This window comes from Candidatus Pseudothioglobus sp. Uisw_041, from assembly GCF_048087625.1.
In the GTDB taxonomy this organism is placed as follows: Bacteria; Pseudomonadota; Gammaproteobacteria; order PS1; family Pseudothioglobaceae; genus Pseudothioglobus.
In genome coordinates, this window is sequence record NZ_CP159805.1 from 254,548 (window position 1) to 280,689 (window position 26,142).

The 26,142-nt window shown below is 36.6% G+C and carries 26 protein-coding genes and 1 tRNA gene; 3 read left to right on the top strand and 24 right to left on the bottom strand.

Features of this window, described 5'->3' with window-relative positions; genetic code table 11:
- The 8 genes from ABXT44_RS01290 to ABXT44_RS01325 all read right to left on the bottom strand — a co-directional run bounded on the left by ABXT44_RS01290 (position 1) and on the right by ABXT44_RS01325 (position 7,067).
- The gene (locus ABXT44_RS01290) at positions 1 to 420 is read right to left on the bottom strand and encodes a DUF1841 family protein (RefSeq protein ID WP_416687456.1); all 420 of its coding nucleotides are present in this window, start codon (positions 418 to 420) and stop codon (positions 1 to 3) included.
- Positions 421 to 436: 16 nt separating this feature from the next.
- Entirely contained in the window at positions 437 to 1,069 is a 633-nt protein-coding gene (nth, locus tag ABXT44_RS01295) for an endonuclease III (RefSeq protein ID WP_416678472.1), read from the bottom strand.
- A gap of 77 nt (positions 1,070 to 1,146) precedes the next feature.
- Complete coding sequence (gene sbcB, locus ABXT44_RS01300; RefSeq protein WP_416687458.1) at positions 1,147 to 2,574, bottom strand: exodeoxyribonuclease I; 1,428 nt, start codon at positions 2,572 to 2,574, stop codon at positions 1,147 to 1,149.
- Between the two features lie 186 nt (positions 2,575 to 2,760).
- Complete coding sequence (locus ABXT44_RS01305) at positions 2,761 to 2,967, bottom strand: cold-shock protein (protein WP_114114942.1); 207 nt, start codon at positions 2,965 to 2,967, stop codon at positions 2,761 to 2,763.
- Positions 2,968 to 3,143: 176 nt separating this feature from the next.
- The gene (locus ABXT44_RS01310; RefSeq protein WP_416678476.1) at positions 3,144 to 4,964 is read right to left on the bottom strand and encodes a DEAD/DEAH box helicase; all 1,821 of its coding nucleotides are present in this window, start codon (positions 4,962 to 4,964) and stop codon (positions 3,144 to 3,146) included.
- Between the two features lie 99 nt (positions 4,965 to 5,063).
- The gene (locus ABXT44_RS01315) at positions 5,064 to 5,612 is read right to left on the bottom strand and encodes a thioredoxin family protein (protein WP_416687461.1); all 549 of its coding nucleotides are present in this window, start codon (positions 5,610 to 5,612) and stop codon (positions 5,064 to 5,066) included.
- Positions 5,613 to 5,634: 22 nt separating this feature from the next.
- Positions 5,635 to 6,372: a tRNA threonylcarbamoyladenosine dehydratase gene (locus ABXT44_RS01320; protein ID WP_271541305.1), complete on the bottom strand. Its 738-nt coding sequence runs from the start codon at positions 6,370 to 6,372 to the stop codon at positions 5,635 to 5,637.
- Positions 6,372 to 7,067, bottom strand: a complete 696-nt coding sequence (locus tag ABXT44_RS01325; RefSeq protein WP_416678482.1) for a TatD family hydrolase — start codon at positions 7,065 to 7,067, stop codon at positions 6,372 to 6,374. Before ABXT44_RS01325 ends, ABXT44_RS01320 begins: the two co-directional genes overlap by 1 nt.
- Before the next feature lie 56 nt (positions 7,068 to 7,123).
- Here ABXT44_RS01325 and ABXT44_RS01330 point away from each other — a divergent pair, with 56 nt between their 5' ends.
- The 3 genes from ABXT44_RS01330 (at position 7,124) to rpsI (ending at position 9,676) form a co-directional block, all read left to right on the top strand.
- On the top strand, positions 7,124 to 8,716 hold the full coding sequence (locus ABXT44_RS01330) for a phosphoethanolamine transferase (RefSeq protein ID WP_416687463.1): 1,593 nt from the start codon (positions 7,124 to 7,126) through the stop codon (positions 8,714 to 8,716).
- 124 nt (positions 8,717 to 8,840) lie between these two features.
- Complete coding sequence (gene rplM / locus ABXT44_RS01335) at positions 8,841 to 9,269, top strand: 50S ribosomal protein L13 (protein ID WP_271541310.1); 429 nt, start codon at positions 8,841 to 8,843, stop codon at positions 9,267 to 9,269.
- 11 nt (positions 9,270 to 9,280) lie between these two features.
- Positions 9,281 to 9,676, top strand: coding sequence for a 30S ribosomal protein S9 (gene rpsI, locus ABXT44_RS01340; RefSeq protein ID WP_416687466.1), 396 nt, complete (start codon positions 9,281 to 9,283; stop codon positions 9,674 to 9,676).
- Between the two features lie 70 nt (positions 9,677 to 9,746).
- Here the strand turns inward: rpsI and ABXT44_RS01345 are convergent, their stop codons facing one another.
- From ABXT44_RS01345 to ABXT44_RS01420, 16 genes are all read right to left on the bottom strand, one after another.
- Positions 9,747 to 10,472, bottom strand: a complete 726-nt coding sequence (locus ABXT44_RS01345) for a glucosaminidase domain-containing protein (RefSeq protein WP_416687468.1) — start codon at positions 10,470 to 10,472, stop codon at positions 9,747 to 9,749.
- Between the two features lie 126 nt (positions 10,473 to 10,598).
- The gene (locus ABXT44_RS01350) at positions 10,599 to 12,368 is read right to left on the bottom strand and encodes an ABC transporter transmembrane domain-containing protein (RefSeq protein WP_416687469.1); all 1,770 of its coding nucleotides are present in this window, start codon (positions 12,366 to 12,368) and stop codon (positions 10,599 to 10,601) included.
- A gap of 34 nt (positions 12,369 to 12,402) precedes the next feature.
- Entirely contained in the window at positions 12,403 to 13,377 is a 975-nt protein-coding gene (locus tag ABXT44_RS01355) for an NAD(P)H-dependent glycerol-3-phosphate dehydrogenase (RefSeq protein WP_416687472.1), read from the bottom strand.
- A gap of 5 nt (positions 13,378 to 13,382) precedes the next feature.
- Entirely contained in the window at positions 13,383 to 13,796 is a 414-nt protein-coding gene (locus tag ABXT44_RS01360) for a rhodanese-like domain-containing protein (RefSeq protein WP_271541318.1), read from the bottom strand.
- Positions 13,797 to 13,798: 2 nt separating this feature from the next.
- Positions 13,799 to 14,383: an aminodeoxychorismate/anthranilate synthase component II gene (locus ABXT44_RS01365; protein WP_416687475.1), complete on the bottom strand. Its 585-nt coding sequence runs from the start codon at positions 14,381 to 14,383 to the stop codon at positions 13,799 to 13,801.
- A 34-nt stretch (positions 14,384 to 14,417) separates the two neighbouring features.
- Positions 14,418 to 15,131, bottom strand: a complete 714-nt coding sequence (cmoA, locus tag ABXT44_RS01370) for a carboxy-S-adenosyl-L-methionine synthase CmoA (protein WP_416687477.1) — start codon at positions 15,129 to 15,131, stop codon at positions 14,418 to 14,420.
- Positions 15,124 to 15,600: a chorismate--pyruvate lyase family protein gene (locus ABXT44_RS01375; protein ID WP_416687480.1), complete on the bottom strand. Its 477-nt coding sequence runs from the start codon at positions 15,598 to 15,600 to the stop codon at positions 15,124 to 15,126. The genes cmoA and ABXT44_RS01375 overlap by 8 nt, the downstream gene beginning before the upstream one ends.
- 50 nt (positions 15,601 to 15,650) lie before the next feature.
- The gene (gene recG / locus ABXT44_RS01380; protein WP_416687482.1) at positions 15,651 to 17,717 is read right to left on the bottom strand and encodes an ATP-dependent DNA helicase RecG; all 2,067 of its coding nucleotides are present in this window, start codon (positions 17,715 to 17,717) and stop codon (positions 15,651 to 15,653) included.
- A gap of 4 nt (positions 17,718 to 17,721) precedes the next feature.
- Positions 17,722 to 18,129 carry a RidA family protein gene (locus ABXT44_RS01385; RefSeq protein WP_416687485.1) on the bottom strand — a complete coding sequence of 136 codons (408 nt, stop codon included), beginning with the start codon at positions 18,127 to 18,129 and terminating at the stop codon, positions 17,722 to 17,724.
- Between the two features lie 73 nt (positions 18,130 to 18,202).
- Positions 18,203 to 19,387, bottom strand: coding sequence for an MFS transporter (locus ABXT44_RS01390; RefSeq protein ID WP_416687486.1), 1,185 nt, complete (start codon positions 19,385 to 19,387; stop codon positions 18,203 to 18,205).
- Between the two features lie 49 nt (positions 19,388 to 19,436).
- Positions 19,437 to 20,342, bottom strand: coding sequence for an ABC transporter permease (locus tag ABXT44_RS01395; RefSeq protein WP_416687489.1), 906 nt, complete (start codon positions 20,340 to 20,342; stop codon positions 19,437 to 19,439).
- Positions 20,343 to 20,344: 2 nt separating this feature from the next.
- The gene (locus ABXT44_RS01400) at positions 20,345 to 21,739 is read right to left on the bottom strand and encodes an ABC transporter permease (RefSeq protein ID WP_416687490.1); all 1,395 of its coding nucleotides are present in this window, start codon (positions 21,737 to 21,739) and stop codon (positions 20,345 to 20,347) included.
- A gap of 122 nt (positions 21,740 to 21,861) precedes the next feature.
- Positions 21,862 to 22,947 (bottom strand): extracellular solute-binding protein, encoded by a 1,086-nt coding sequence (locus ABXT44_RS01405; protein ID WP_416687493.1) that lies wholly within the window; start codon positions 22,945 to 22,947, stop codon positions 21,862 to 21,864.
- A gap of 28 nt (positions 22,948 to 22,975) precedes the next feature.
- Positions 22,976 to 24,064 (bottom strand): ABC transporter ATP-binding protein, encoded by a 1,089-nt coding sequence (locus ABXT44_RS01410; RefSeq protein WP_416652526.1) that lies wholly within the window; start codon positions 24,062 to 24,064, stop codon positions 22,976 to 22,978.
- A gap of 356 nt (positions 24,065 to 24,420) precedes the next feature.
- Entirely contained in the window at positions 24,421 to 25,809 is a 1,389-nt protein-coding gene (locus tag ABXT44_RS01415; protein WP_416687496.1) for a uracil-xanthine permease family protein, read from the bottom strand.
- 203 nt (positions 25,810 to 26,012) lie between these two features.
- Positions 26,013 to 26,100 (bottom strand) — tRNA-Leu (locus ABXT44_RS01420).
- Between the last annotated feature and the right edge of the window lie 42 nt (positions 26,101 to 26,142).

Here is a 26,142-nt window from a genome sequence, read left to right on the forward strand (position 1 = left end):
TTAGCTTTTGATTAGTTTTTTTAGATTGACTAAATAATTACCTTGATCTAAAGTAGTGTTATTCTTTTGAGAATTGAATATCATTTCGGCTATACATTCCATCATCAGATGTTCAACTTCATGCGTGTCACTATGCTTTGCAATAAGTTTTTTGTGTATATCATTAATTCCAATCGGCTGATCAAGTGTGAGCTGATCTTGAAGAGCTAAATGAAGATTTATGTGAAGGAATGGATTTGTTTTTCCTTGCTCTGGGAAATACTCTAAATTTATATCATTAATGAGAGCATGATACTCTGGATGCTTCTGAACTATCAACGCAAGCTGAAGCTCAAGAGGCTCTAGTATTTCGCCATTGATATGTTTTTGCCATGAGCTGGCTAGAAATTCTCTTTGTTTAGATCTATCTTTTGAGAACACTATAGTTCGTTAGATCTTAAAGGTTTTTCTCTTCATACTCACATAAGTCTAAAAGCTTACACTCTGTGCAATGTGGTGATCTCGCCTTACAGACGTATCTTCCATGAAGAATCATTAAATGATGAGCTGGGACTTTAAATTCATCAGGTATGAACTTAATTAGTTTCTTTTCAACTTCTAGAACTGTTTTTCCTGAGGCTATTGCTGTTCTATTGGCTACTCTATATATGTGAGTATCAACTGCAATAGTTGGTTGTCCAAATGCTGTATTAAGAACTACATTTGCAGTCTTGCGGCCCACTCCAGGAAGCGCCTCTAATTCTTTTCGAGTTTCAGGAACATTTGAGCTATATTTATCTATTAGTATCCTGCATGTTTGAATAATGTGTTTTGCTTTTGAATTAAATAAGCCAATCGACTTAATTGTGTCTCTAAGCGTATCCTCACCTAGCTCAAAAATGCTTTCAGGAGTATTTGCAAGAGGGAATAAGATATCAGTAACTTGGTTTACACTTTTATCAGTTGCTTGCGCTGATAATGTCACAGCCACTAATAATTCAAATGATGTTGAGTAGTTCAGTTCAGTTGTCGGGTTTGGAATTTGCTTTAAAAGCCTAGCAAACATTTCACTTCTAGTTTCTGCGTTCATTTGAACCTTTTTTCGTTAAACTAAGGTCGAATATTATACTTAAACTTTGCTTATTTTTCAATAGCAAGGTATTTTGATTATAGAAATGTCTGTGCATAGTTCTCAAGATCTCTCCATAAATTTTGTTTCTCAGGAGATTTTTCTTGTAAGTTAAATAAGCTGCGCTCAAAATTATCAATTGATAAGAAGCCATTCTCACCATTTTGCACTCGTGATTGAACAATTTCAAACCACTGCTCCTGTTCAAATTCATTTAATAATTGGGGATAGTTTCTAGCTTTAAAGTTCAGGAATAATTTTGTGAGCCTCCTATCTTCAAAATTTGGTTCAAAGTGCTTTATTTCCTCTTCTGAAAGGCTTTGAATTTGATTGCATATAGCTCTATCATTATTACTAATAAAGCCATCATATAGAGATTGATCAACATCATTACTTGGCTCTCTTTCCCCTTTGTCATTATAAATCGATTGGACCTTTTCTTCAATTTTTTTTATGTTGTTTTGAATGTAAAGTAAATTTTTTAAACAATTCTCCATATTTAAATTAAACTTCTCCACAAGGGCTGGAGACAACTTAAAGCTAGTTGAATTTGGACTACATACAAACATCGGACTTTTATTAAAAACTAGTTCATTTAGCTCTAATTTATTGATCCCTTTTGGGAGGTCTGTTTTTTTAGAAAATGTGAGTGTTTTCAATTCATCAATCTCAAGCTCCATTAGAATTTCAGGATCCTGATTAAGATTAAAGACGATTGCGCGATCTGAATAATCGGGGTGATAACATATTGCAGTTACTAATCGAGTAAAAGATGATTTATAGCCAAAGGGTGAGCTTGTTAAAAGCATTGGATGAAGCAAACGAACTTGTCTGCTAACTTCTTTTTTATCGTTTAAGCTAAGGGCATAATCAAAAAACTTTGGCTGACTTTTTTTAATAATAGCTGCAATCCCAATTGTGGCTCTTACATCAGCCATAGCATCATGCGCATTAGTATGCTCAATGTTATTTGCAGGCGCAAGTGTATCCAGTTTGAAAATTGGCCTATTCTTATCATTTTTAACCCACTTAAGGCTCCCCTCTTCTTTGTGAGCATAACAGAAACGTGCAACATTGAGAATATCCCATCTTGCGTTACCATTTTGCCAATGCCAAGAATATGGGTCTATGAAATTTCTAAATAGAGTGTGCCTTGTAAATTCATCATCAAATGCTATAGAGTTGTAACCAACAATGCAGGTCTCAGGTTTTGAAAATTCTTGATGTATCTTTTTGATAAACTCATGCTCTATTAATCCTTTTTTCTCACATAATTGTGGTGTTATACCTGTGACTGCACATGCCTCAGGCGCAGGCAAGGAATCATGGGTTGGTTTACAGTAGAACATATGTTCTTCAAGAATATTAAGATTTTCATCAGTTCTAATGCCAGCAAACTGTGCAATTCTTTGAACTTTTGGCGATAATCCAAAAGTTTCATAATCGTACCAATAGAATGTTTTCATAGATTGTTTTTTTGGATTAATTATATATGTAACAAATACTTGTAATTGAAAGAGATATTATTTTGATTAAAAAAATGAGGTCATAGAGGTTTTAAACGATACAAGATTAAATGAAAGCAATTTGATTTAAGACAGGCAATAAAAAACCCAGCACTTAGGCTGGGTTTTCATTAAATAATTCTTAAATTATTTTGGTACTACGTTGGCAGCTTGAGGTCCTTTGGCACCATCTTCAAGTTCAAATTCAACTTCTTGACCTTCTTCTAGTGATTTGTAACCATCACCTTGGATTGCTCTGAAGTGAACGAACACATCATCACCACTTTCTTGCTCAATAAAACCAAAACCTTTTTTTGCGTCAAACCATTTAACGCGTCCTGTTGTTGTAGACATTCCGTCTCCTAAAAATAAATAAAACATGGAAAAGACGCAACCAACCCAAATTACTGTGAAACCGACTTACTACGAAGCAACAACACACTATTAAATTAGCTGTATTTTAACCAGCAATGTGATTTTAACCTATATTTTTGCCTTAAATACGCCTATTTGCTTGTAATTAGTAGCAATTAATCTTTTCTTTTTGGCTTGCCTCGTGAGAATTTCTTATCTTTATGTCTATTAGGCCTATCTCCACCTTTGCCTCTTGGCTTTCTCTCAAACTTTCTTTCACCACCCCTTCTTGAAGAATTTCTTTTAAAATCATCATTTTTTTGATGAGGAGAAGTCGTATTATTTTTTTCTGATAGCTCTTCAATATTAAGTTTTTTATCAAAAACCCTAGTTTTTTTCAAAATAGCAAGCGTTTCTTTTGTCATTTCATCGGGAAGATCAATTGTGGTAAAGTCTTGAAATATTTGGATTGCTCCAATAAACTCACTACTAATTTCAGCCTCATTAGCTATTGCACCCAAGACGTTACCCGGCTTAATGTTATCTTTATGACCAACAGCTAGCCTATACCTTCGCATTTTAATTGAAGGGTTATTTTTTAGCGGATCTGCATGAACTGAAATAGAAATTTTAGCCTTACTGCCTTCCTTAAATGAGCCTTGGCTTAACTCCTTTTCACTAAGAAGTAATGGCTCTGTACCTTGCGCCATCAATGCTAATGCTGATGCTATTTTAAAAGCATCAACTTCATGCTCTTTTTGGAAACTTAGGATGAGTTCTTCAAAGATTCCCAACTCTTGATTATTAAGAGTATCACTTATTCTTTGTTTAAAATTTGTTACCCTTTGCTCATTAATAATTTTGGCAGAAGGAAGCTGCATTGGTGTGATTGGTTGACGCGTAATTCTTTCAATTGTCTGAAGCATTCTTCTTTCTCTTGGCGCTACAAATAGTATTGCTTTTCCTTCCCTACCTGCTCTACCTGTTCTTCCAATTCTGTGAACATAAGACTCTGGGTCTTGAGGAATATCATAATTCACAACATGAGAAATGCGCTCAACATCCAATCCTCTAGCAGCTACATCGGTGGCAATTAGAATATCAATTTTCCCTTTTTTAAGTTGCTGGATTGTTCGCTCTCTTTGATTTTGAGCAATATCTCCATTAATCGCTTCAGATGAAAAACCTCTTGCAGATAATTTTTCTGCCAAATCTACTGTTGCTGTTTTTGTTCTTACAAATATTAAAAGTGCATCAAATGTTTCTACTTCTAAGATTCGAGTCAATGCATCTAACTTATTAACGCCACTAACCAGCCAATATCTTTGACTAATTGTTTGTGCTGTAGCAGTTTTTGTTTTTATCTTAACTATTTTTGGATCGTTTAAGAATTTTTCTGCAACTCTTCTTATTACGTCAGGCATTGTTGCTGAAAAAAGTGCAATTTGACGTTCTTTCGGCAGCTTTTCCATTACCCACTTTACATCATCAATAAAGCCCATTCTTAACATTTCATCAGCCTCATCAAGCACCAATGCTTTTAGTGAGCCAAGCTTAAGGGTACCTTTTTTTATATGGTCCATTACTCTTCCAGGAGTTCCTACAACAACATGGACTCCTCTTTTTAATGGCCTTAGCTGAATATCATAAGACTGTCCACCATATATAGGAAGTACATGCAGTCCTTTAAGATGCCTAGCATAGGTTTGAATGGCCTCTGAAACTTGGATTGCTAGCTCCCTTGTCGGGGTTAACACTAAAAGCTGAACTTGATTAGTACTAATATCAATTCTATCAATTAATGGGAGTGAAAATGCTGCTGTTTTGCCAGTACCAGTTTGCGCCTGTCCAATAACATCGTGACCATTTAGCAAGTAAGGTATACACTGCTCTTGAATTGCTGAAGGCGTTTCATAACCAACTTCATCAAGCACCTTTATTAAGGCCTCGGAAAGACCAAAACTTTTAAAATTTACGCTTGATTCATGTTCAGACATGTGAAGTGGGGGGAGTAAAAAGGTGCGTATTATACCTTAATTTGAAATTTTACATCTATAACCAGTATTTATCACTAGCATGAAGATCATAAAAATAAATTAAAACCATTTGATTGAGCAGCCCATTGAGGGAGTCTGATTGCTAGGACCATTTCCTGAAATTGCAATTTCTTTCATGGCTTCAAATAACTCTCTTTTCGCTCCATCAACTGACTCTTTTCTTGACTCATTAAGTCTCCCACGATATTGGAGTCCAAGGTTTTTGTTATAACCAAAAAAGTCTGGTGTACATACAGCGCCAAATGCTTTTGCCACTTCCTGCGTTTCGTCAATTAGATATGGAAAAGGAAAATTTAAATCGGAAGAAATTTTTTTCATATTTTCAAATGAATCTTCTTCATATTCATTAGGGTCATTTGACATTATGCCGACACTATTTATGCCTAATTCAGAAAGCTCTTTTGTGTCAAGAATTATTTGATCAATAATTGATTTGACGTAAGGGCAGTGATTACAGATAAACATTACTAGTAAGCCATTGGATCCTTTAAGACTATTTAGGTCATAAAGCTTCCCATCAACCCCCTTCAGCTCAAATTCAATTGCGGGTAAATTAAAATCACAAATTGGGCTTTCAGTCCTTACCATAATTTTCTCAACATCCTAATGACTATGATTTTAATATAGTTTGGATGATGTGTCCTGCCATCATTAATCCAAAAATATTAGGCATATATGATATTGCTCCATTCACCGCTCTTGGTCTTCCTGGAGGACACAATTCGTTTTTATCCAAATCTTCATGTGGGAGGGCTTTTATTTGAACCTCTGTGGAATGAACAACTGGAAATTTTAAAGATGCGTGTTTACTTCTGAGTTGTCTTCTTAGCTCTCTAGCAAGACCACAATATTCTGTTTTATCCATTCTAGAGATTGTAACTTTGGTTGGGTCTAGTCTACCCCCAGCTCCCATGCTAGAAATTATTGGTTTGCCTGAGCGATTACAGGCATCAATTAAATTTGTCTTACAGGCAATTGCATCAATACAGTCCGCAACAAAATTTAAATCTTCATTCTTGGCTATTGATTCTGCTTCCTTGCTATCAATAAAAAGGTTTTTTTCATTGATTACAGTATCAGGGTTAATATCTCTAAGTCTCTGCGCAAGAACTTTGACTTTTGAGCCACCTAAAGTTGAATGCAGAGCAATTACCTGACGATTAAGATCCGTATTTGAAATAGTATCGTAGTCAATTAAAGTCAACTCTCCAATTCCTGCCCTGCAGAGTGATTCAGCGCATGCTCCTCCAACACCGCCTAATCCAGCAATGACAACATGTGATTCTGCTAATTGAGCTAGGCCTAGTTGACCAACTAATATTTCAGTACGTGCACAACTTCCTGACATTAATCTATATTAAAAATATTACGTGTATTTTGGTCACACTGATCAATTACCTCATCAACAGTGAGCTTTTTAATTCTTGCAACTCTCTCAGCTACCTGAATTAATTCATCAGGGTTTTTATGGTCATCAGTTTCAATCACAATAGACTCAATTGGTAAAAACTTCACAATATCGTGCAGTTTGTAAGCTTGAGGATTGGTTAATGTATTACCAAAACCAAACGAAAAATTAATTTTCAGTAAATTTTCAGCTTGTTGAATACTGCCTGAATATGCGTGAATTACACCTCGAGATTTAGAGTGCGATTTGAGTAAGTCAGTCACATCTTCAGTTGCTTGGACTGAATGAATTATTAAAGGCAGATCAAAGCGAGTTGCCAAAGATATCTGCTCATCAAACATAAATCTCTGCGTATTCTGATCTTTAACTTTAACATAATCAAGGCCGCACTCACCAACCGCAACTGGCTTTTCTTCCTCGATACGAACTTCAAGATTGTATAAATCGATCATTTGATGATTTTCAATAAACCAAGGATGAATTCCAAGTGCAAAGTGACTATTATTGTCTGCTGAGCAGCAAGCAATAACGCTATCCCAGTTATCTTTCCCAGTTGATGGAACAATAACCCCAGTTGTAGAGCTAGAAGGGGAGTTAACATTATCAAAATCTAAGTGTATATGTGAGTTAAGCATTATTTCCTTTTTAATCTAATGGATAATATAATAATATTTTTTTGTAAACAAAACAAATGAAACTTTTTTCTTATAAATTATCTCAGATTCATCTAGTTTTGCTTATTGCAGGTTTTTTAACGTTAACTGGTAATTTTACATTTTTCGAAAAAACATTGCTGGTTTATCCTCTTTTTGAGAACTTGTTTTTTTTAGGGTCTTTATTTTTATTTTTATTTACTTTCTTGGCTGCTTTACTGCTTTTGATTTGCTATAAAAAGTCAACTAAGCCAATTTTAATTCTATTACTATTAACTTCATCACTAGTTAGTTACAGTACAAATAATTATGGCATTGTATTTGACCATAACATGATAACCAATACATTTGAAACAGATACTAGTGAATTTCTTGACTTGGTAAATTATAAATCAATTTTATATTTTCTAGTTTTGGGGCTTCTACCTTCCTTTATTGTATTCAAAGTTGAGTTAAAAAAATTAAAGTTAAATGCACAATTTCTTCAGAGGCTTAAATATTTCATAGTTTTGGTAGTTGTTTTTGTAGTAGTTGTCTTGTCATTTTCAAAGCATTACACATCTTTTGCAAGAGAGAATCGTGATTTAAGACTCTACATCAATCCAACATATTATTTATATTCTGCAGCTAAGTTTATTGATTCAAAGATTACGACCTCTGCAGCTCCCTTTAAGGTAATTGGTCTCGATGCACAAATTAACAAGAAGTCTGACAAAAGGCGTTTGGTGGTTTTTGTCATAGGAGAGACTGTAAGAAGGGATCATATGTCAATTAATGGTTATGACCTTCAAACTAACCCTTATTTGGAAAAAGAGGAGGTCATCTCATTCAAGAATTTGACTTCGTGTGGAACTGATACTGCTTGGTCTGTTCCATGCATGTTTTCTTTATTAGGACGGGATGAATACTCTCATGCAAAGGGAAAAAATATGAGTAATGTTCTCGATTTAATAAGCCATGCAGGTGCCAGTGTTATTTGGTATGAAAATAACTCCAGTTCAAAGAGTGTCGCTGATCGTATTGCTTTTAAAGACTATCGTACATCAAAGCAAAATTCTATATGCAATCCTGAGTGCAGAGATGAAGGGATGCTGGTTAATATGCAAAGCTATATTGATGATCAAAATGATAAAGATACGTTGATTATTCTCCACACTATGGGGAGTCATGGTCCAGCTTATTACAAGAGGTACCCAGAGGAATTTGAAGTATTTGTTCCTGTATGTAAAACAAGCCAGTTAAACGAGTGTAATGATCAAGAAATTAGTAATGCTTATGACAATACAATTCTTTATGCAGATTATTTTCTTTCAAAAGTTATAGGGCTTTTAAAGAGAAATTCACAACAGCTAGATACAGCAATGTTTTATGTTAGTGACCACGGGGAGTCTTTAGGAGAAAACGGTCTTTATTTACATGGAATGCCATATTTTATGGCGCCAGACGAGCAGATTGATGTTCCAGCAGTGATGTGGCTAAATGATTCAATGTCTAAGGTTTTTGATGTTGAGTCAATAAAGAAAAAAGAAGAGCTTCCTCTCTCCCATGACAATTTATTTCACACTTTATTGGGATTAATGGACGTTGAAACTAAGCTTTATGATGAGAGTCTTGATTTAATGTCAAAATAGTCCGGAAATTGTTTCTCATTTTATGAATAGATATTTAATGTCATTGCCATATGAAAACTTACATCAAGAATAAAAAGTGATTATAATAGTCCGATTATTCTGATCCGACATATAGAAGTGAGTTATGAAAACATTTAGTGCGAAAGCTGAAGAAGTGAAAAGAGAGTGGTTTTTAGTAGATGCAGATGGCAAGACTCTTGGGCGTCTAGCAACTGAAGTTGCATCTCGTCTTCGTGGTAAGCATAAGCCTGAATTTACCCCTCATGTTGATACAGGCGATTATATTGTGATAGTGAATGCAGCTAAAATAACTGTTACTGGAAACAAATTTAATGACAAGATGTATCATCACCATACTGGCTATGTTGGTAATTTGAAATCAGTTCCATTCAAAGATCTTCTTGCTAAAAAGCCTGAGGAAGTTATTCAAAAAGCTGTTAAAGGAATGTTGCCAAAAGGCCCATTAGGCAGAGAAATGTTTAGAAAAATGAAGGTTTTTGCTGGTAGTGAACATACCCATCAATCTCAACAACCACAAGTATTGGATATTTAAGGCATATTATTATGGCAGATAAAGAAGTGTTTTACGCAACTGGAAGAAGAAAGACATCAGTTGCTCGTGTTTACATGACTAAAGGTAAGGGTATTTTTACAGTTAATAAAAAGCCTATGGCTGAATATTTCGGTAGAGAGACATCTTCAATGATTATCAACCAACCGCTAGATGTGGTTGAAATGCATAACAAGTTTGATTTTACTATCATGGTTAAAGGTGGTGGTGACACAGGTCAAGCTGGTGCTATTAGACTTGGAGTTACTAGAGCCTTGATGGCTTATGATGAGGCAACTCGTCCTGGATTACGAAGTGCTGGACTAGTGACACGTGATGCACGTGTAGTTGAGCGTAAGAAGGTTGGTAGGAAGAAGGCGCGTAAGAGTGAGCAGTACTCAAAACGTTAATCTTGCAAACAAAATCTAATTCAAAAAACCCGCTACTCGCGGGTTTTTTTATACCTAAATTTCTAATGACTTAGTTTGTATAGTCGTAACGACCCAGTTGGTTGAATTGGATAACTGATTTAATTGAATCAATATATTCAATGCCAGGAAATGCATAATTACCTAGACCCTCTGCTAGAACGATCCCTTTAATGGGCTGCATATCATTGCGCTGCTTTTCTCTTATCTGTCGAAGCTCTTCATAGGCATAGCTTCGATTAATATTAAGTACATAGTAATCTATGCACTCTTCTAAGGAATTAAAGCTCGCAACCTCATGCTTTGCGCTCAAATCTCTTTCTTTAGGAATTATTCCACAACCTTCAGAAAAACACCAGATTCCAAAATAATTATTAAAATCCTTGGCAAATCTTGATCTTCCCCAATTTGACTCATTTGCTGCTTGAGCAAGAACAAGGGAAGGGGGGAGAATATCAATAACTTTTAATAACTCTTCTTGAGTAGCTGGATGTTTGACCCGATACTTTGATGCTAATTTTTCGAGTTCATTGACGCTTAATTCATTATTCAAAATAGAATTTCTAAGCTGAATTATCTCAGCATTTTTTTTATGAATTGCTGGAAGAAGGTAATTAAAAAAAACTTCTTTTCTTACAACAGTGTTTTTAATGGAATCAAAACTAGGCTTAAACGATGAAAGTGATGCTGAAGAAACAAGAGTACTTACTGAAAATAGCGTGACTAAAAGACAGAGGTTTTTTAGAATTTTTTTTATATTTCTATATTTATTGACCATTAATTAATCAATTTACAGTTGAAATTTAAGATTATTATCCAGTAAAAACACAGTTTTATCTTTCTAATTTTAAAAATAATAACTAGTCTTTAATATCCCAATAGATCTTTAAATTATATGGCTGTGCTAGAAGTTAAATTGAAGCTCACAAAGCTTCTTGTAGAGCTTTGAGCTGGATAATAAATCTTGATGACTCCCTTCAGCAATTAATCGACCCTTATCGATCAGTAAAATACGATCTGCATGCATAATTGTTGCAAGTCTATGAGCAATTATCAATGTAGTTCTGCCCTCCATTAAGACTTTTAAAGCGTCCTGCACTTTTTGTTCACTATCTGCATCTAGAGCGCTGGTGGCTTCATCTAGAAGAAGAATCGACGGGTCTTTGAGTATTGCTCTCGCTATAGCAATACGTTGACGCTGGCCTCCTGATAAGCGAACACCTTGCTCACCAAGATAGCTACCAAAGCCATCCGGAAGCTGCTCTATAAACTCTAACGCATAGGCTTCTTTTGCAGCATCCTTTATTTGATTTAAATTTGCAGCTGGGTTGCCATATCCAATATTATGCGTGACATCAGCTGAGAACAATGTTGGCTGTTGCGGCACTACTCCAATACTTGAACGAAGAGTCTTAGGATCGAGATCAACTAGGTTAATATCACTAACATCAATACTGCCTCTAGATGGATCATAAAATCTTTGTAGTAGCTCAAAAATAGTTGTCTTGCCTGCACCTGAGAGGCCAACAATTGCAACTGTTTCACCTTCCTTGACTTTAAACGTAAGTTCTTCAAGAGCTGACTGTTCTGGTCTTGATGGGTAGCTAAAGTGAACATTGTTAAAGCTTAGAGAGAGGGCGCCATTATCTAATTTTCTAGGCGCAACTGGGGCAAAAATCTGTGATTTTTCTGCTAATAATTCAAGAAGTCGTTCTGTTGCTCCAGCTGCTCTTTGCAACTGCCCATAAATCTCTGAAATAACAGCAACGGACCTTGCAACCATGATTGCATAAAAAACAAATGCTGCTAGTTCGCCGGCTGTGATTTGTCCATTTGCAACATCTTTAGCGCCAGCCCATATCATAGAGCCTAGACCCGTAAAAACTAGAATCATTGCCGCTGCAATTAGCAGGGAGCTCTGCATTATTCGCTTTTTTGCAACTGTAAAAGCTTTTTCAACTTCCTCGCTGAATGCTTGAGATTCTTCAGGCTCACGAGTAAAGCTTTGGACTACTTTAATGTTTTGTACTATTTCTCCAGCATAGGTTCCAATATCTGCAACTGTGTCTTGACTCTTTCTTGAAAGCGATCTTAAGCGTCGTCCATATATTGCCATAGGGAGAAGGATAATGGGGACGCTAACAAGAACAATAATAGCAAGTTTTAAATTGGTAATAATCATCATTGTGAGTCCGCCAAAAAATAGAAGGACGCTACTCAGGGCCATTGATATTGAGAAACCAAAAATAGATTGAAGCAAAGTGGTGTCAGTTGTTAATCGTGCATTTATTTCTCCGCTTCGGTTTACTTCAAAATAATGAGGGTGTAAAGTAAGTAAGTGATTAAATACTGCTAGGCGAACATCATTACTGACTCTTTCGCCAATCCATGAGACGAAGTAAAAGCGTACAAAGGTTGCTACTACCATAGTGATTAAAACTACTGCAATGAGTAGCATTGCCTTATTATCAAGGGTATAAATCCCCTCATCTATAAATAATTTAATGCCTTGTCCAAATAATAAAAATGCTAACGAACTAAAAATGAGCGCAATAATAGCAATTAAGGCAATTTTTTTATAAGGTCTTAAAAAGGGTGCTAATCGAAGCAGGAGACGTAAGTCTTGCTTCTGAATATTTTCAGTACTAGAAATTTTTCTGTTAATTAGGCTCATTTTTTAGGAACTTAAGGGTTTTATTTGAATTGGTTTACTCTTCGCTAGGCTTTCTTAAAAGGAGCTCATTAACAGCCTCCCTGGGAGTGGTCCTACCTTCAGTTACTGCAAGAACTTGTTCGCAAATTGGCATTTCGATTTGATGATTATTTGCAATCATAATTACCAGCTCTAAAGCTTTAAACCCTTCAACTGTAGCATTGATATTTTTTAGAGCTTTATCGGTAGGTATATTATTAGCCAGTTCTTTACCAAAACGACGATTTCTAGACAAATCATCCGAGCAGGTGAGAACTAAATCACCCATTCCAGAGAGTCCTTGGAAAGTAACCTTATCTGCTCCTAGAGCTTCGCCTAGTCGAGTCATCTCGGCCAAGCCTCTTGTAATCAGAGCGGCTTGTGTATTTGCACCAAAACCAAGTCCATTTGCAATTCCGGCAGCTATTGCTAGTATATTTTTTACTGAGCCACCAACTTGAACACCAACTATATCAGAATTTGTATAAGCCCGTAAATTACTAGTTTGTATTGTTTCAGCCCAAAAATCTCTTGTCATTTTATCTTGAGAGGCAACAACTATGGCAGCAGGTTTTTTTTCAACAATTTCTGCAGCAAAAGTTGGTCCAGATATTGCGCAGGGATGATGACTAGGAAATTTTTTACTAAACGATTCGTGAAGAAGTTGTCCATTGTCTGGATCAAACCCTTTTGTTACCCAAGCAATGGGTTTACTTTTTACATGAGGGCTGAGGTTTTTAAGTACGCTATTAAATGATGAGCTTGGGGTTGCAATAAGAACGGCTTGCGATTCTTCGATAACCTCAAAGCTATTGCCTATAGAGATGTTAGAGTTAAACGGTACGGATAGTGTCTCATGCTGATTACCTAGTCCCTTAGTGTTTGCTTTATCTTTTGTAATTAGAAAAATTTTTTCAAATTTTTCACTTAGAGCAATTGCAAGAGCGCTTCCCCATGCACCAGCTCCAATAATCGCTAAAGATTTTTTCATATTAGTTATTTTTGAATTGGTAATTCAGCTTTTTGCCAAGCATTAAAGCCGCCTTTTAGGCTAGATACATTTTGAAATTCATTTTTAGAAAGAAAGCCTGAAATTTGATCAGATCGAGTGCCACTTTTACAATAGACAAGTATATTTTTTGATTTATCAAGTGAGCCCATTTTATTTTTAACTTGGCTCATAGGGATATTAATGTCATTATTAATAAATCCAGAAGAGCGTTCTTTTTCTTCACGCACATCTAGAATGATCAGCTCATCATCATCCATCAAAGAAACTGCAGCATGGGTATCAACTACTGCATATTTTTTAAACGTGTCTCCATAGATGTTTACTATAAGAAGAATAATAAGAGCAAGTAAGGTTCCAGTGAGTAAAAGCTCACCTTGTAAAAATTGAATTAATTCCATGATTATTGATTGTCCTGTAAAAAAGTATTAAGCATTTGATGTCCATGTTCTGTGAGAATAGATTCAGGATGAAATTGGACGCCTTCAATTGGGTAAGAGTTATGACGAACACCCATTATTTCTTCAATATCTCCAGACTCTGTATTAGTCCAAGCGGTTACGTCAAAGCAATCTGGTAAGGTCGTTTTTTCAGCTACTAGTGAGTGGTAACGAGTTGCATTAAGAGGATTTTTAAGGCCTTTAAAAACGCTCTTAGAGGTGTGATGAACAGGTGAAACTTTACCATGCATAATCTTCTGGGCGCCAATAATATTTCCACCAAATGATTGAACAATTGCCTGAAAACCTAAACATACGCCTAGTATAGGAAACTTTCCAGCAAACTTTTTGATTAGCTCTAAAGAAATTCCAGCTTCATTTGGAGTGCATGGGCCTGGCGATATTACGATATAGTTAGGGTTTAAACTTTCAATCTCATTAATAGAGATTTCATCATTTCTATAGACGACAACTTCTTGACCAAGTTCACCAAAATACTGAACCAAGTTATAAGTAAATGAATCGTAGTTGTCGATCATTAGTAACATAGAAAAACCTAATTTAAAGCCGATTAAACGAAATTTATTTTACAGATAAAAATGATACAAAGTTGAGGCACTGAAAGTAGCAGCTAGTCTCCCTAAAGCCACAATCTCTTAGTCGGTCAATGTGAGTTTTTTTAGTTTCAGTAATCATCACGTTTTCAATTGCTTGTCGTTTGTTTGCAATTTCAAGCTCGCTATAGCTATTTTCCCTTTTAAAATCTAAGTGAAGCTTTGTAATATGATCTTGTGTTTCAGGATCCTCAAAGTGTATCTTTTCACTAATTATTAATACGCCTCCAGGGTTTAGGCCATCATATATTTTTTTTAAGAGCGCAGCTCTTGCTCCAACATCAATAAACTGCAGCGTTAAGTTCAAAACAACAATAGACGCATCATTGATCTCGGTGTCAGTAATGTCTGAACAAAGCACTTGCAAGTTATCAATTTTATTAGATAAGTTTGCTTGACATTTTTTTACCATTTCAGCTGAGTTATCAATAGCAATAAATTTGTTATTTTTATTTTTATTATTTAGTGCTAGCGCAAATGATATTGCTCCTGTCGACGAGCCAAGATCATAATAGTTAGTATTATCTTGCCCATACATTCGGGCGACAAGGCCAACCATTTGAATCATAGAGTCATATCCAGGAACAGATCTTCTAACCATATCATCAAATACCTTAACCACATCTGCATCGAAACGAAAATCAGCTATATCAACAATACTGTTAAACAATTTATCACGCATAAAGTGACTCCAAAAAAATTTCAGAAACAAGTAATTTGGTTTTCCCAATTTTAAAAGTTGAACGCCTGGCCCATGATTTATTGAAACTTCCAACTTCAAGATGACCACGTTTAATTTGAGGATCATTAAATAAAATTTCTCCCAATGGCTTGGCTCCAATTTTTAGAATTTCACTTGTATCCGCTGTCAACGGGATTAATGAGCGTGCAATAACAACGGGTCTTTGAGATCCAATAAGCTCAACTTCTCTTACAATAAAAGTCTGATTATTACTAGCTGCGAGAAGCTTTAATTCGCAATCATAGGGATTATCTTGCTCTTGAGAGAGAACATTAACTTTGAAATCTTCATATTTATCTCTAAGTTTAGCAGTTAAAGATTGGCCATCCAGTAGCCAGTTGCAGACGTGCTCAGGAACCCCTTCTTGAGGATTAAAAATTCGCCATTGAAACTTATCTGGATTGAACATAGGTTAGGTATTTTACAAGAGTCTTTAATTTTAATGAGTTCTAGAAGACATTAGGCATCGAAATAGTGAGTTTTCTCTTCATCAATCCAGCGCGTCATTAGAGCATTTTGACTAGTATGCTCTGCTTCTAGCATTTTTGATGAGTAGTATCCCACCTGCTTGAGTAGGTAAGAATCTCTAACAATATCTGCAATTTTCATTGATGCAATGCCAGTTTGCTGTGTCCCTAAAATTTCACCCGGACCACGCAGCTCTAAATCTTTTTGAGCAATCAAAAATCCATCATTACTCTGACGAAGAATATCAAGCCTTTCTTTGGCTGTTTGACTAAGGGGTGATTGATACAGTAAGACACAAGCACTTTTTTCAGAGCCTCTTCCAACCCGGCCCCTTAGTTGATGAAGTTGAGCCAGACCGAGACGCTCTGCATTCTCAACAATCATCAGACTTGCATTAGGGACATTGACCCCAACCTCAATTACAGTTGTAGCAACGAGAAGGTTGGTTTCTCCTTTAGAAAAGTCTGACATAATAATTTCTTTTTCTGACTTTGTTAAGCGCCCATGAATCATTACAACTTTTAGATCTCTAAGGTTATCTGTGAGATATGTATATGTTTTTTCAGCAGACTCGGCTCGAAGAGCTTCTGACTCTTCAATTAAAGTACACACCCAATAAATTTGACGTCCTTCCTTTGAAATTTGTTTAATTTTGGTAATTAGTTCATCCCTTCGAGCGTTACTTAGTGCAACAGTTTCAATTGTTTGGCGACCTGGAGGTAACTCATCAATAATTGAAGTATCTAAGTCAGCGTAAGCGCTCATCGTTAATGATCTGGGGATTGGCGTAGCGGTCATGACTAATTGATGAGGTGTTAAGATAGCTTTCTTAGAAAGTGATAGTCTCTGATGAACTCCAAACTTGTGCTGCTCATCAATGATCACTAATGCTAAATCCTCAAAGTAAACATTTTCTTGAAATAATGCATGGGTTCCAATAATAACTTTTGCTTTTCCATTTTCTATAAGACTTAAGTTATCTTTTCTTTCTTGAGTATTTTGAGAGCCTGACAGAAAAGCAATGTGAATACCAAGTGGGGTGAGGTAATTACTAAAATTTTGAAGATGCTGTCGAGCTAGAATTTCAGTTGGCGCCATTACGGCAGTTTGGAAATTATTTTCAGCTACTTGAAGAAGTGCAAACACTGCTACGATTGTTTTTCCAGAACCTACATCACCCTGAAGTAATCTATGCATTGGTTCAGAGGTTGATAGATCCTCATTAATTTGGCTAATGCATCGAGATTGAGCAGAAGTTAGATCAAACTCCAGTGAGCTTAGAAGTTTATTGCTCAATGCATTTTTAATAGAAATTTTTTTTGATTCTTTACTTTTTCTTGCTTCTTTAATTTTCAGAAGACTTAGTTGGTGGGCTGCCAGCTCTTCAATAATTAATCTCTGCTGAGAAATGTGAGTAAAGGTTTCAATTTTTGATAAATCTTCATTTTTATTAGGGTGATGAAGCAAGAATAAAGAGTCTTTTAAGCTTGGCATCATACTTTGTGTTATCTTTTCAAAATAATCATCAATTACGCTCGCTTTTAAGACGTCTAAAGCATTATTTACCCATTGTTTCATTTTATTTTGACTAACGCCGGCGCAAAGAGGATAAACCGGTGTTAAGGTTGACTCAAGGAGTGGCTTTTGATCTTGCGAAATAATTCGATATTCAGGATGGTGCATTTCAAGGCCTTGGCGGCCGATTTTTATTTCACCAAAGCACTGTAGAGTCTCACCGCGAATAAGTGCTTGCTTTTGGTACTGCGTAAAATGAAAAAATCGTAATAGAACTCTTTGGTTTTGATTGTCCGATAAGTAACAAAGAAGCTGTCTCTGCCTTGCAGGAATGACTTCAATTCTATCAATCGTTACTTCAATTAGGATTTCGTCTTCAACACTTGCTCTGGAAAGCGACGTTATAGTTGTTTTGTCTTGATAACGACTTGGCAAGTGAAACAGTAAGTGTTCAAGCGTATGAATCCCTAGTTGGTTTAACCTATATGAAGTCTTCTGTCCTAATCCACTAATCGAAATAATTGGATCAGAGAGTGAAGGCATAAAATTAGAAACTGTAGGAGTTTGAGTCAGTTACCATTACGCCATCCATTTCAACGCTCACACCTTTTGGGAGTTCGTTTACACCAATAGCTGCTCTGGCTGGATATGGCTCTGTAAAGTAGGTAGCCATAATTTCATTTAATGTAGCAAAATTACTTAGGTCTGTTAAGAAAATGTTAAGTTTAACGATATCGCTTAAGCTGCCTTTTGATTCTTGACACATGGCTAATAAATTCTTAAATACTTGGTGAATTTGCTCTTCAATGCCGCCTTCCACTACTTCCATTGTTTCAGGAACCAAAGGAATTTGCCCTGAAAGATAGATCGTAGTTCCGCCTGTAACAGCAACAGCTTGAGAGTATGTTCCTACTGCAGCAGGGGCCTTATTGGTGGAAATAATATGTTTTTTCATGATGATAGATTTAAGTAATAAATATGTTTTATTATATTCTGGATCGTCATTTTTTTGGAGAACTCTTTAATAGTTAATGTGTTGCACCATTAACGTCATATTTGAGACTCCAAATGATTAATCCAGCAAAAATGGATAAAATGAAGGCAAAAAATAATGATGAATTGTAGTTATTATATTGATCAAATAACCAGCCGGCAAGAGAAGGTGACACTAAGCCCGCTGCTCCCCATGCGGTAAAAATTCTTCCATAGGCCCAAGCTGAGTAATCAGGTCCAAATACGTGATTCACTAAGGTTGGATAAATTGCAATTAAGGCGCCATAAAGAGAAGCGATAAGAGTCAAAAATATTAACATTAGATTAATACTTGTAAATGTTGAAAGGCTTAATAGGGCGAGAGAGCTTATAGTCAAAATTACTAAAATAGGGCGCTTGCAACCAAATCGATCTGCAAGCCAGCCAGCATATATACCTGCAATACCACTTCCAAGAGCCATTAGGGAAATAGCAGTTATTGCAATTTCAGATGACCCTCCTGATGCTTTAATAATTGGCACTGCATGACCTATTGTCATAAGGCCAGCAAAAACACCAAGGAAAAAGGCCAGCCATAGCTTAATAATTTTTCCTTTAACACTTTGATTTTTGCTAATGGATTTTGTTTTTGCAGTTAAGTCTTTTTTTGCTAATCGAAAAAGAATTAAACTAATAATAATAACAATGGTTAGTAGTGAAACACCAATCATGTAGCCAGCTTTAAAGTCAAAATAACTAAAAAGTAGTGGGTAAAGCATCGAGAAAATAACAGCACCAAACGCATAGGATGCTGACACAGCGCCAAGCACCAAGCCGAGCTTTTGGCTTGAGGTTACAGAGGAGGCTGCATACAGTGAAAATCCATATCCTAGGCCACTTGCAAACCCAAAGCAAAAGCCATAGCCAACTATCCATCCAATCCAACTACCTGTATTTGATATAAGGACGCCAATTAAGGGCAATATTGCTATTAAAACGATGATCAATGATGGAGACAATTTACGATATAGGGTGGATCCAAAAAATACAGCAACTGTTACGCTGATTAACCCAGTTGAATAGATAAGACTTGATGCCATCCTGCCTGCATTGATTTGCAGTTCAATGCCTTCAATTAAAGTACTAAATGCATGAATAGTGCCCATACAAAAAGTAATTAAAAGGCACGAAATGATAACTAAGGATTGTTTATTCTTCTCTGAAGGGGTACGTTTTTCCATTAATGAGACTATACATTAAGAATCAACAATTGGATAAAAATTAAAAGCTTTAGTGAGGGGTTATGCCTCGGATCTTTTCAGAGCGACGGCGAAGCCATTCAAGTGTGGAAAGTAATACAATCGAGAAAATCACAAGAAGAGTGGCAGCAGCTAGAATCGTTGGACTTATCTCATTGCGAATTCCAGACCACATCTGTCTTGGAAGCGTGTACTGATCGGGGCCACCAACAAAGAGCACAATAACGACCTCATCAAAAGAGGTAATAAATGCAAATAGTCCACCTGCTATAACCCCTGGCGCTATTAGTGGCGCTTGAACTTTGAAAAAATTTCTTAGCGGTGTTCCGCCTAAACTTGAAGCAGCGCGCAGTAAGTTACTATCAAATCCAGAGAGTGAAGCAGAGACTGTTATGACAACAAATGGTATCCCTAAAATAGTATGGGCAATAATAAGGCCTGGTAAGGTTGCAACAAGGTTGACTTTAGCAAAAAAGAAAAACATTCCGGCAGCAGTAATGATAAGCGGGACAATCATTGGAGAAATCATAAGCGCCATTATTAAACGGTTAAACGGCATATGTCTATTAGACAAACCAAGTGCTGCTAATGTGCCTAAGACACTTGCAAAGAAAGTGGCAAAAATTGCAATGATAGCACTATTTTTAAAGCCAATCATCCACCTATCTGTGCAGACAGTTGTTCCTGAATTTTCAGAACAAATACCAAACATTTCTTTGTACCAGCGAGTTCCATAGCCATCAAAGTTAAAAGACCAAGTCTCAAAGCTAAAGAATTTCATTTCAGGGCTAAATTGCAAGAAAACAGAATTAGTAAATGATAGTGGAATAACAACAATCAGTGGGGCAACTAAGAAAAACAATACAAGCCCACAAAATATCCTATAAGTATAGTGCCATAGTTTTTCTCGAGGTGTTGTGTATGAAGGAAATTTCATGACTATCCCATTTTTAAGTTATCAAGGCCAATCAGTCTGTCATATGCCCAATATAGAACCAAAACTGCAGCTAGAAGAATTGCTCCCATAGCAGCAGCAAGACCCCAATTTAATGTTCTCTGCATTTCACGCGCAACAAAGTTACCAATCATTATTCCATCTTTTCCGCCAACCAATTCTGGCGTGATGTAGTAGCCAATGGCAACAATAAATACTAATATGCATCCAGCGCCAATACCTGGAACTGATTGAGGCATATAAACACGAATAAAGGCTCGCGTAGGAGTGGCACCCAGGTTTTGAGCTGCCTTCATGTAGCTTGGAGGTATTCCCTTCATGACGCTATAGATTGGCAAAATCATAAATGGCAGAAGTACCTGCGTCATTACAATAATGGTTCCAGTAAAGTTGTACATCATAGGAAGTCGATCTTCATCACTAAAACAAAGGTCAATATTGGTAGCACCAAAAAATGGCAGGTCCACCATTCCTTCAAAGCAAGGCAGAATATACATTAATGTGTCATTAACAACACCATTTTGCTGAAGCATAATCATCCAAGCAACAATTCTTACTAGGAGCGACGTCCAAAATGGCATCAATACGCATATCATTAATAGATTTGAGGTTTTCATTGGAAGTGTTGCTAGTAAATAAGCAACTGGATAGGCAAGCAGTAAACAGAAAATAGTCACCATCAGGCTTACTTGGAGAGTTCTAATCCAAATTGTGTTATAAATTTTTAAATACTCTGCCTTCTGAATGATATTTTTATTGGCGTCATACTTCAGGTCAACAGCGTTTAGATAATAGCCCATCGTGTAGGGGTCTTTCATTGCCCCTAACGACTGCCAGAATTCAACCTTGGCCCAGCGCTTATCTCTTTTAATCATCTTTTCTTTGTAGGGCGCCTCCCACTTAAAAGGTTTAACTGCTTCCTTTGATTTTTTATCAACCTTTAGAGCTTCTTTGACTGTTTTATTTATTAAACTTTTCCAGCCAGAGAACTCATAAGTCATTCGAGTGCCAGATCTACCGAGTAAATTCTTACCAATAACATTTCCTTCACCATCTTTAATTTTGATTGTGACTCTAATATCGTTTACAACTGCGGCAAACATTTCTTCACTAGGGAGTTGGGATTTATCTTCCCATAATTCGTACTGAGCAAATGTCTGTGGAAATACATTATTAATTTGGATGTCATCAATACTTCTTGATAGAAGCGAGCCAATAGGCGTTACAAACATTAATAATAAGAATAATAGTGGGGGTAGAATTAACAGAAAAGAGCGAATTTTTGTTCTACGCAAAGATTTGCGTAAGCTTACTTTAAGCGGTACACCATCGTTTGTTAGTAATGGTTCTTGAGAGTTTGTTATCGAAGTATCACTCATAAAATATTCATTAAATCTATAACTTGTTTGTTAGTTTTTAAAAAATAAAAACAGGTCGTTATAAAACCCGACCTGTTTTATTAAACGAGGTTAAATAAATAAGCTCGTTTTAGGTTAGCTACTTATTGAGCCATCCAAGCTGCATAGCGATCATTTATTGCTTGACCACTATCTGCCCAGAAATCAGGATTGGCCATAATACCACCTGCCATATGCTCATCAGTATTAGGCATATGCTCCATGATTGCTACACCAGTATTGAACCATGGCTCACCCGCTTTCATAATATCAAGACCAGATGTGCGCATAGGACCATAGTTGATCCATTTAGCTTGATCTGCTTGCGCCTGAGAGCTAGAAGCATGAACTAAGAAGTGCATAGCTGCAGCACGGTTTGGAGCACCTTTAAGAAGAACTAACCATTCCTCTTCAAGTACTTGTCCATCCCATACAGTAACATAGTCAGCGCCGTCATTAAGAACAGCACCACCGATACGGCCGTTATACGCTAGTGACATAGAAACCTCACCAGAATTAACTAGATCAAGTGGCTTAGCACCTGAAGACCAAAATACTACGTGATCTTTGATTGTATCAAGTTTAGCAAAAGCACGATCTTGTCCTGCTTGAGTACCTAATACATCATAGATATCATCAATAGCAACACCGTCAGCATACAATGCCATTTCTGTTATAGCACTAGCCCAAGTATGAATACCACGCTTTCCTGGGAATTTTTCTACGTCAAAGAAGTCTTGTATAGTTGATGGTTGATCACCTGAGAAGGTGTCAGCCTTATGGAAAGGAACGTATGACCACCAAATTTGCGGAACTACGCAATCATTTGGAACCGGTACCATCGTATCATCATCCATTGCTACACCAGTAGGCGAAGGTAGGAACATGCTGCGATCTAGCTCTTCGAAAAGACCCTCATCACAACCAATACGAGCATCCGATGCAAGTACGTCTACGATATCCCACTGAACACTTCCAGATTCAACTTGAGCACGAACCTCACCCAATCCACCATTGTAACTAATCATATTTACATCTCCACTTGAGTAAGTGTCAACGTAAGCTTTTTGTTGTGAAGCTGAATAGCCACCACCCCAAGAAACAAAAGTTACTTCTGCTTGGACTGCACCAGCCAACATCGCTGTTGAAATAGCACCGGCAACCAGAGTTTTTGTTATTACATTTTTCATATATTTCTCCTAAAGTTAAGTCTAAGCTCTAACCATCTAAAGCAAGACAATCTTCCGACATCCAACCAATATCAACTTGTTTACCTTTTTTGAGGTCAACATTATCGATTGAATTAGGAATTTTGACGATAAAATCGTCGTGTCCACACACACTAAAGCGTGTGCGAATATGGTCGCCATGATAGATAAGTTCTTCTACCTTGGCTGAATATGTGTTTGGCGTTTTTCCTTTTTTTGGTGCAACCATGATGCGCTCTGGTCTTAATGATAGTGTCGCGCGATCTCCAACCTTGCCAACATTAACCTTGGTGGCAACAACGATATCTCCAGAGTCTGTTTTTACTGTGGCTGTATTTCCTTTAATGGCTTCAACGGTTCCCATTAGGCGATTATTTTCACCAATGAAGTTTGCAACGAATGAGTTTTCAGGTTTTTCATAAAGATCTTCTGGGGAAGAGCACTGAAGAACCACACCATCATTAAAAACAGCAATTCGGTTCGACATAGTTAGCGCTTCAGTTTGGTCATGCGTTACGTAGACCACTGTTAATCCAAGGCTTTCGTGAAGGTGCTTAATTTCATACTGCATCTGCTCTCTTAAGTTTTTATCCAGTGCGCCTAAGGGCTCATCCATTAAAACTAAATCAGGATCAAATACAAGAGATCTTGCTACAGCAACGCGCTGCTGCTGACCGCCTGATAGTTGCATTGGGCGTCTTTGACCAAATTCACCTAACTGAACCATATCCAGAGCGCGATTAACTTTTGCCTCTCTTTCAGCTTTGCCAAATTTGCGTACTTCAAGAGGAAACGCTAGATTTTCAGCAACCGTCATGTGCGGGAAGAGGGCGTAGTTTTGAAATACCATACCAATGCCTCGTTTGTGAGGAGGGACATTGTTAATTGGCTTTCCTTTTAAGTAGATTGTGCCATTAGTTGTTGGCTCAAATCCTGCAAGCATCATTAGGCAGGTCGTTTTTCCAGAGCCAGATGGCCCTAGCATTGTAACAAACTCACCTGGTGCGACATCTAAATTGAAGTCTTTAACAACAAGTATTTCACCATCATAACTTTTTTGCACATTTTCAAACTTTACTAGCGGTTCTTTATTACTCATAGATAAACACTTTTTTTAAACAAAAATAAACTCAAAAGGCGGCTTTTGACCGTCTGTTTTAGTTACTAAATAATTACATTATATTAAACTTTTAGGTTTTATTCAAACTGCCTATTGAAGGCTTTGTATAAAGCTTAAATTGAGCTTAATTCAATAAAATTTTATATAACAAAATGAAATATACCATACATAATTAAGTGAGTGTTTCTAATATTGGTACAAATTACATTATGAATTCTACTAATTTAGTTATATTAAAGTGTCAAAAGAGGTCTAATTCAATGAGTTTATAGGTTTGATTGCAGCCATAAAAAAAAGGGCAGCTTAAGCTACCCTTTTTTATTAAGAAAACTATACTAGTCTTCTACTTTTTCGCCCATAAGAGCAGTCATAATAAGAACAGTTATACCACCAGTGGTGATTGCTGAACTAAAAATACTTCCCATAAGCTTTCCAAATGTACCGCCTATATTACTAGCTAGAGCTCCTGCAAACTGAGGAACTAGTAAAACACCTAGACCCATACCAAAAGATACAGCTAATATAAGCATATTACGACGATTCATATTTACTGTTGAAAGGATCTTGATTCCTGCCACCGCAACAGTTCCGAACATTACGATCGTAGCACCGCCTAAAACAGAGGCTGGCAGTGCTCTAAGGATTGATCCTACATGAGGGAATAGGCCCATAATAACAAGGATTATTCCAATCCAAACTCCTACATGCCTACTTGCAATACCAGTTAACTGAATTACACCATTGTTTTGGCTAAACGTTGTATTAGGGAACGTATTAAAAGCAGCAGCAATTGCTGAATTAACGCCATCACCTAGAACACCATTTTTGATACGAGTTAAGTAACCTTCGCCCTTGATCTCTTGTTTTGATATCATGCAGTTAGCAGTAATATCACCAGAAGATTCTATTGTGGTAATTATGTAAATTAACGCAATAGGTATAAAGGCAATAATATCAAAATCAAAGCCATACTTAAAAGGTATAGGAATACTTATAACTTGTTGAACAGCGAACAATGAGCTGAAACTAATCTTACCCAAAACTGCTGCTACAACAAACCCTATAACTAGTCCAATAACGATCGATGATAAACGTATCCACTGATTGTTAGAACGATTCAATATAATGATTGAAATCATCACTATGAATCCGAGGGCTATATTAGTTAAAGAACCCCAAAACTGTGGCTTATTATCTAGCAGCCACTGGCCACCACCAAGATCCGTTAAGCCAACCTTAATAAGACTAATACCAATAATAGTAATTACTGTACCCGTTACAATTGGAGTGATCAGTTTTCTAAGTTGCGGTAAAAACTGACTTAAGCCAATCTCTATAAACGCTCCTAAGAAACACACACCCATTATCATTGCAAGAATTTCATCTGGCCCACCACCTTGAGCCTTCGCAAGAAAGCCAGCTGCAAGAACAGAGCTAAGAAACGCAAAACTTGTTCCTTGAACGCAGATCATTCCAGCACCAATATTCATAGGTTTTTTTGCTTGAATAATTGTTCCAACACCTGAAACCATAAGCGCCATACTTATAAGATAAGGTATCTGTTCACCTAGTCCAAGTGCGCCACCAATGATTAAGGTTGGGGTTATTACGCCTACAAAGCTTGCAAGTACGTGTTGTAGTGCTGCAAAGAATTTTTCAGCGGTTGGCGGATTCGCCTCTAGCTCGTAAATTAATTCTGAATCTTGAGTCTCTCCATCGCTCATATTCATTCTCCTTTTATTAGTTAATATTATTTATATTTATCCTACTTTGTGAAGTCATATTGAAGGTATTTTAATTACCAATAATAATTCTTAACAATTAGCATATTACCATTAAATAATATTATTTATGGCTAAATTTGACCTATAAAAAGAATCTTCTGAAGATAAAGTAATTAGGAGAAAGTTTAGTCGAGTTGAGAAGATGGTGCCCGGAGCCGGAATCGAACCGGCACGCCCGTTAAAGGCGCAGGATTTTAAGTCCTGTGTGTCTACCAATTTCACCATCCGGGCGAAGAAGGATTAAGAACGGGAAATTATATACTATCGATAATA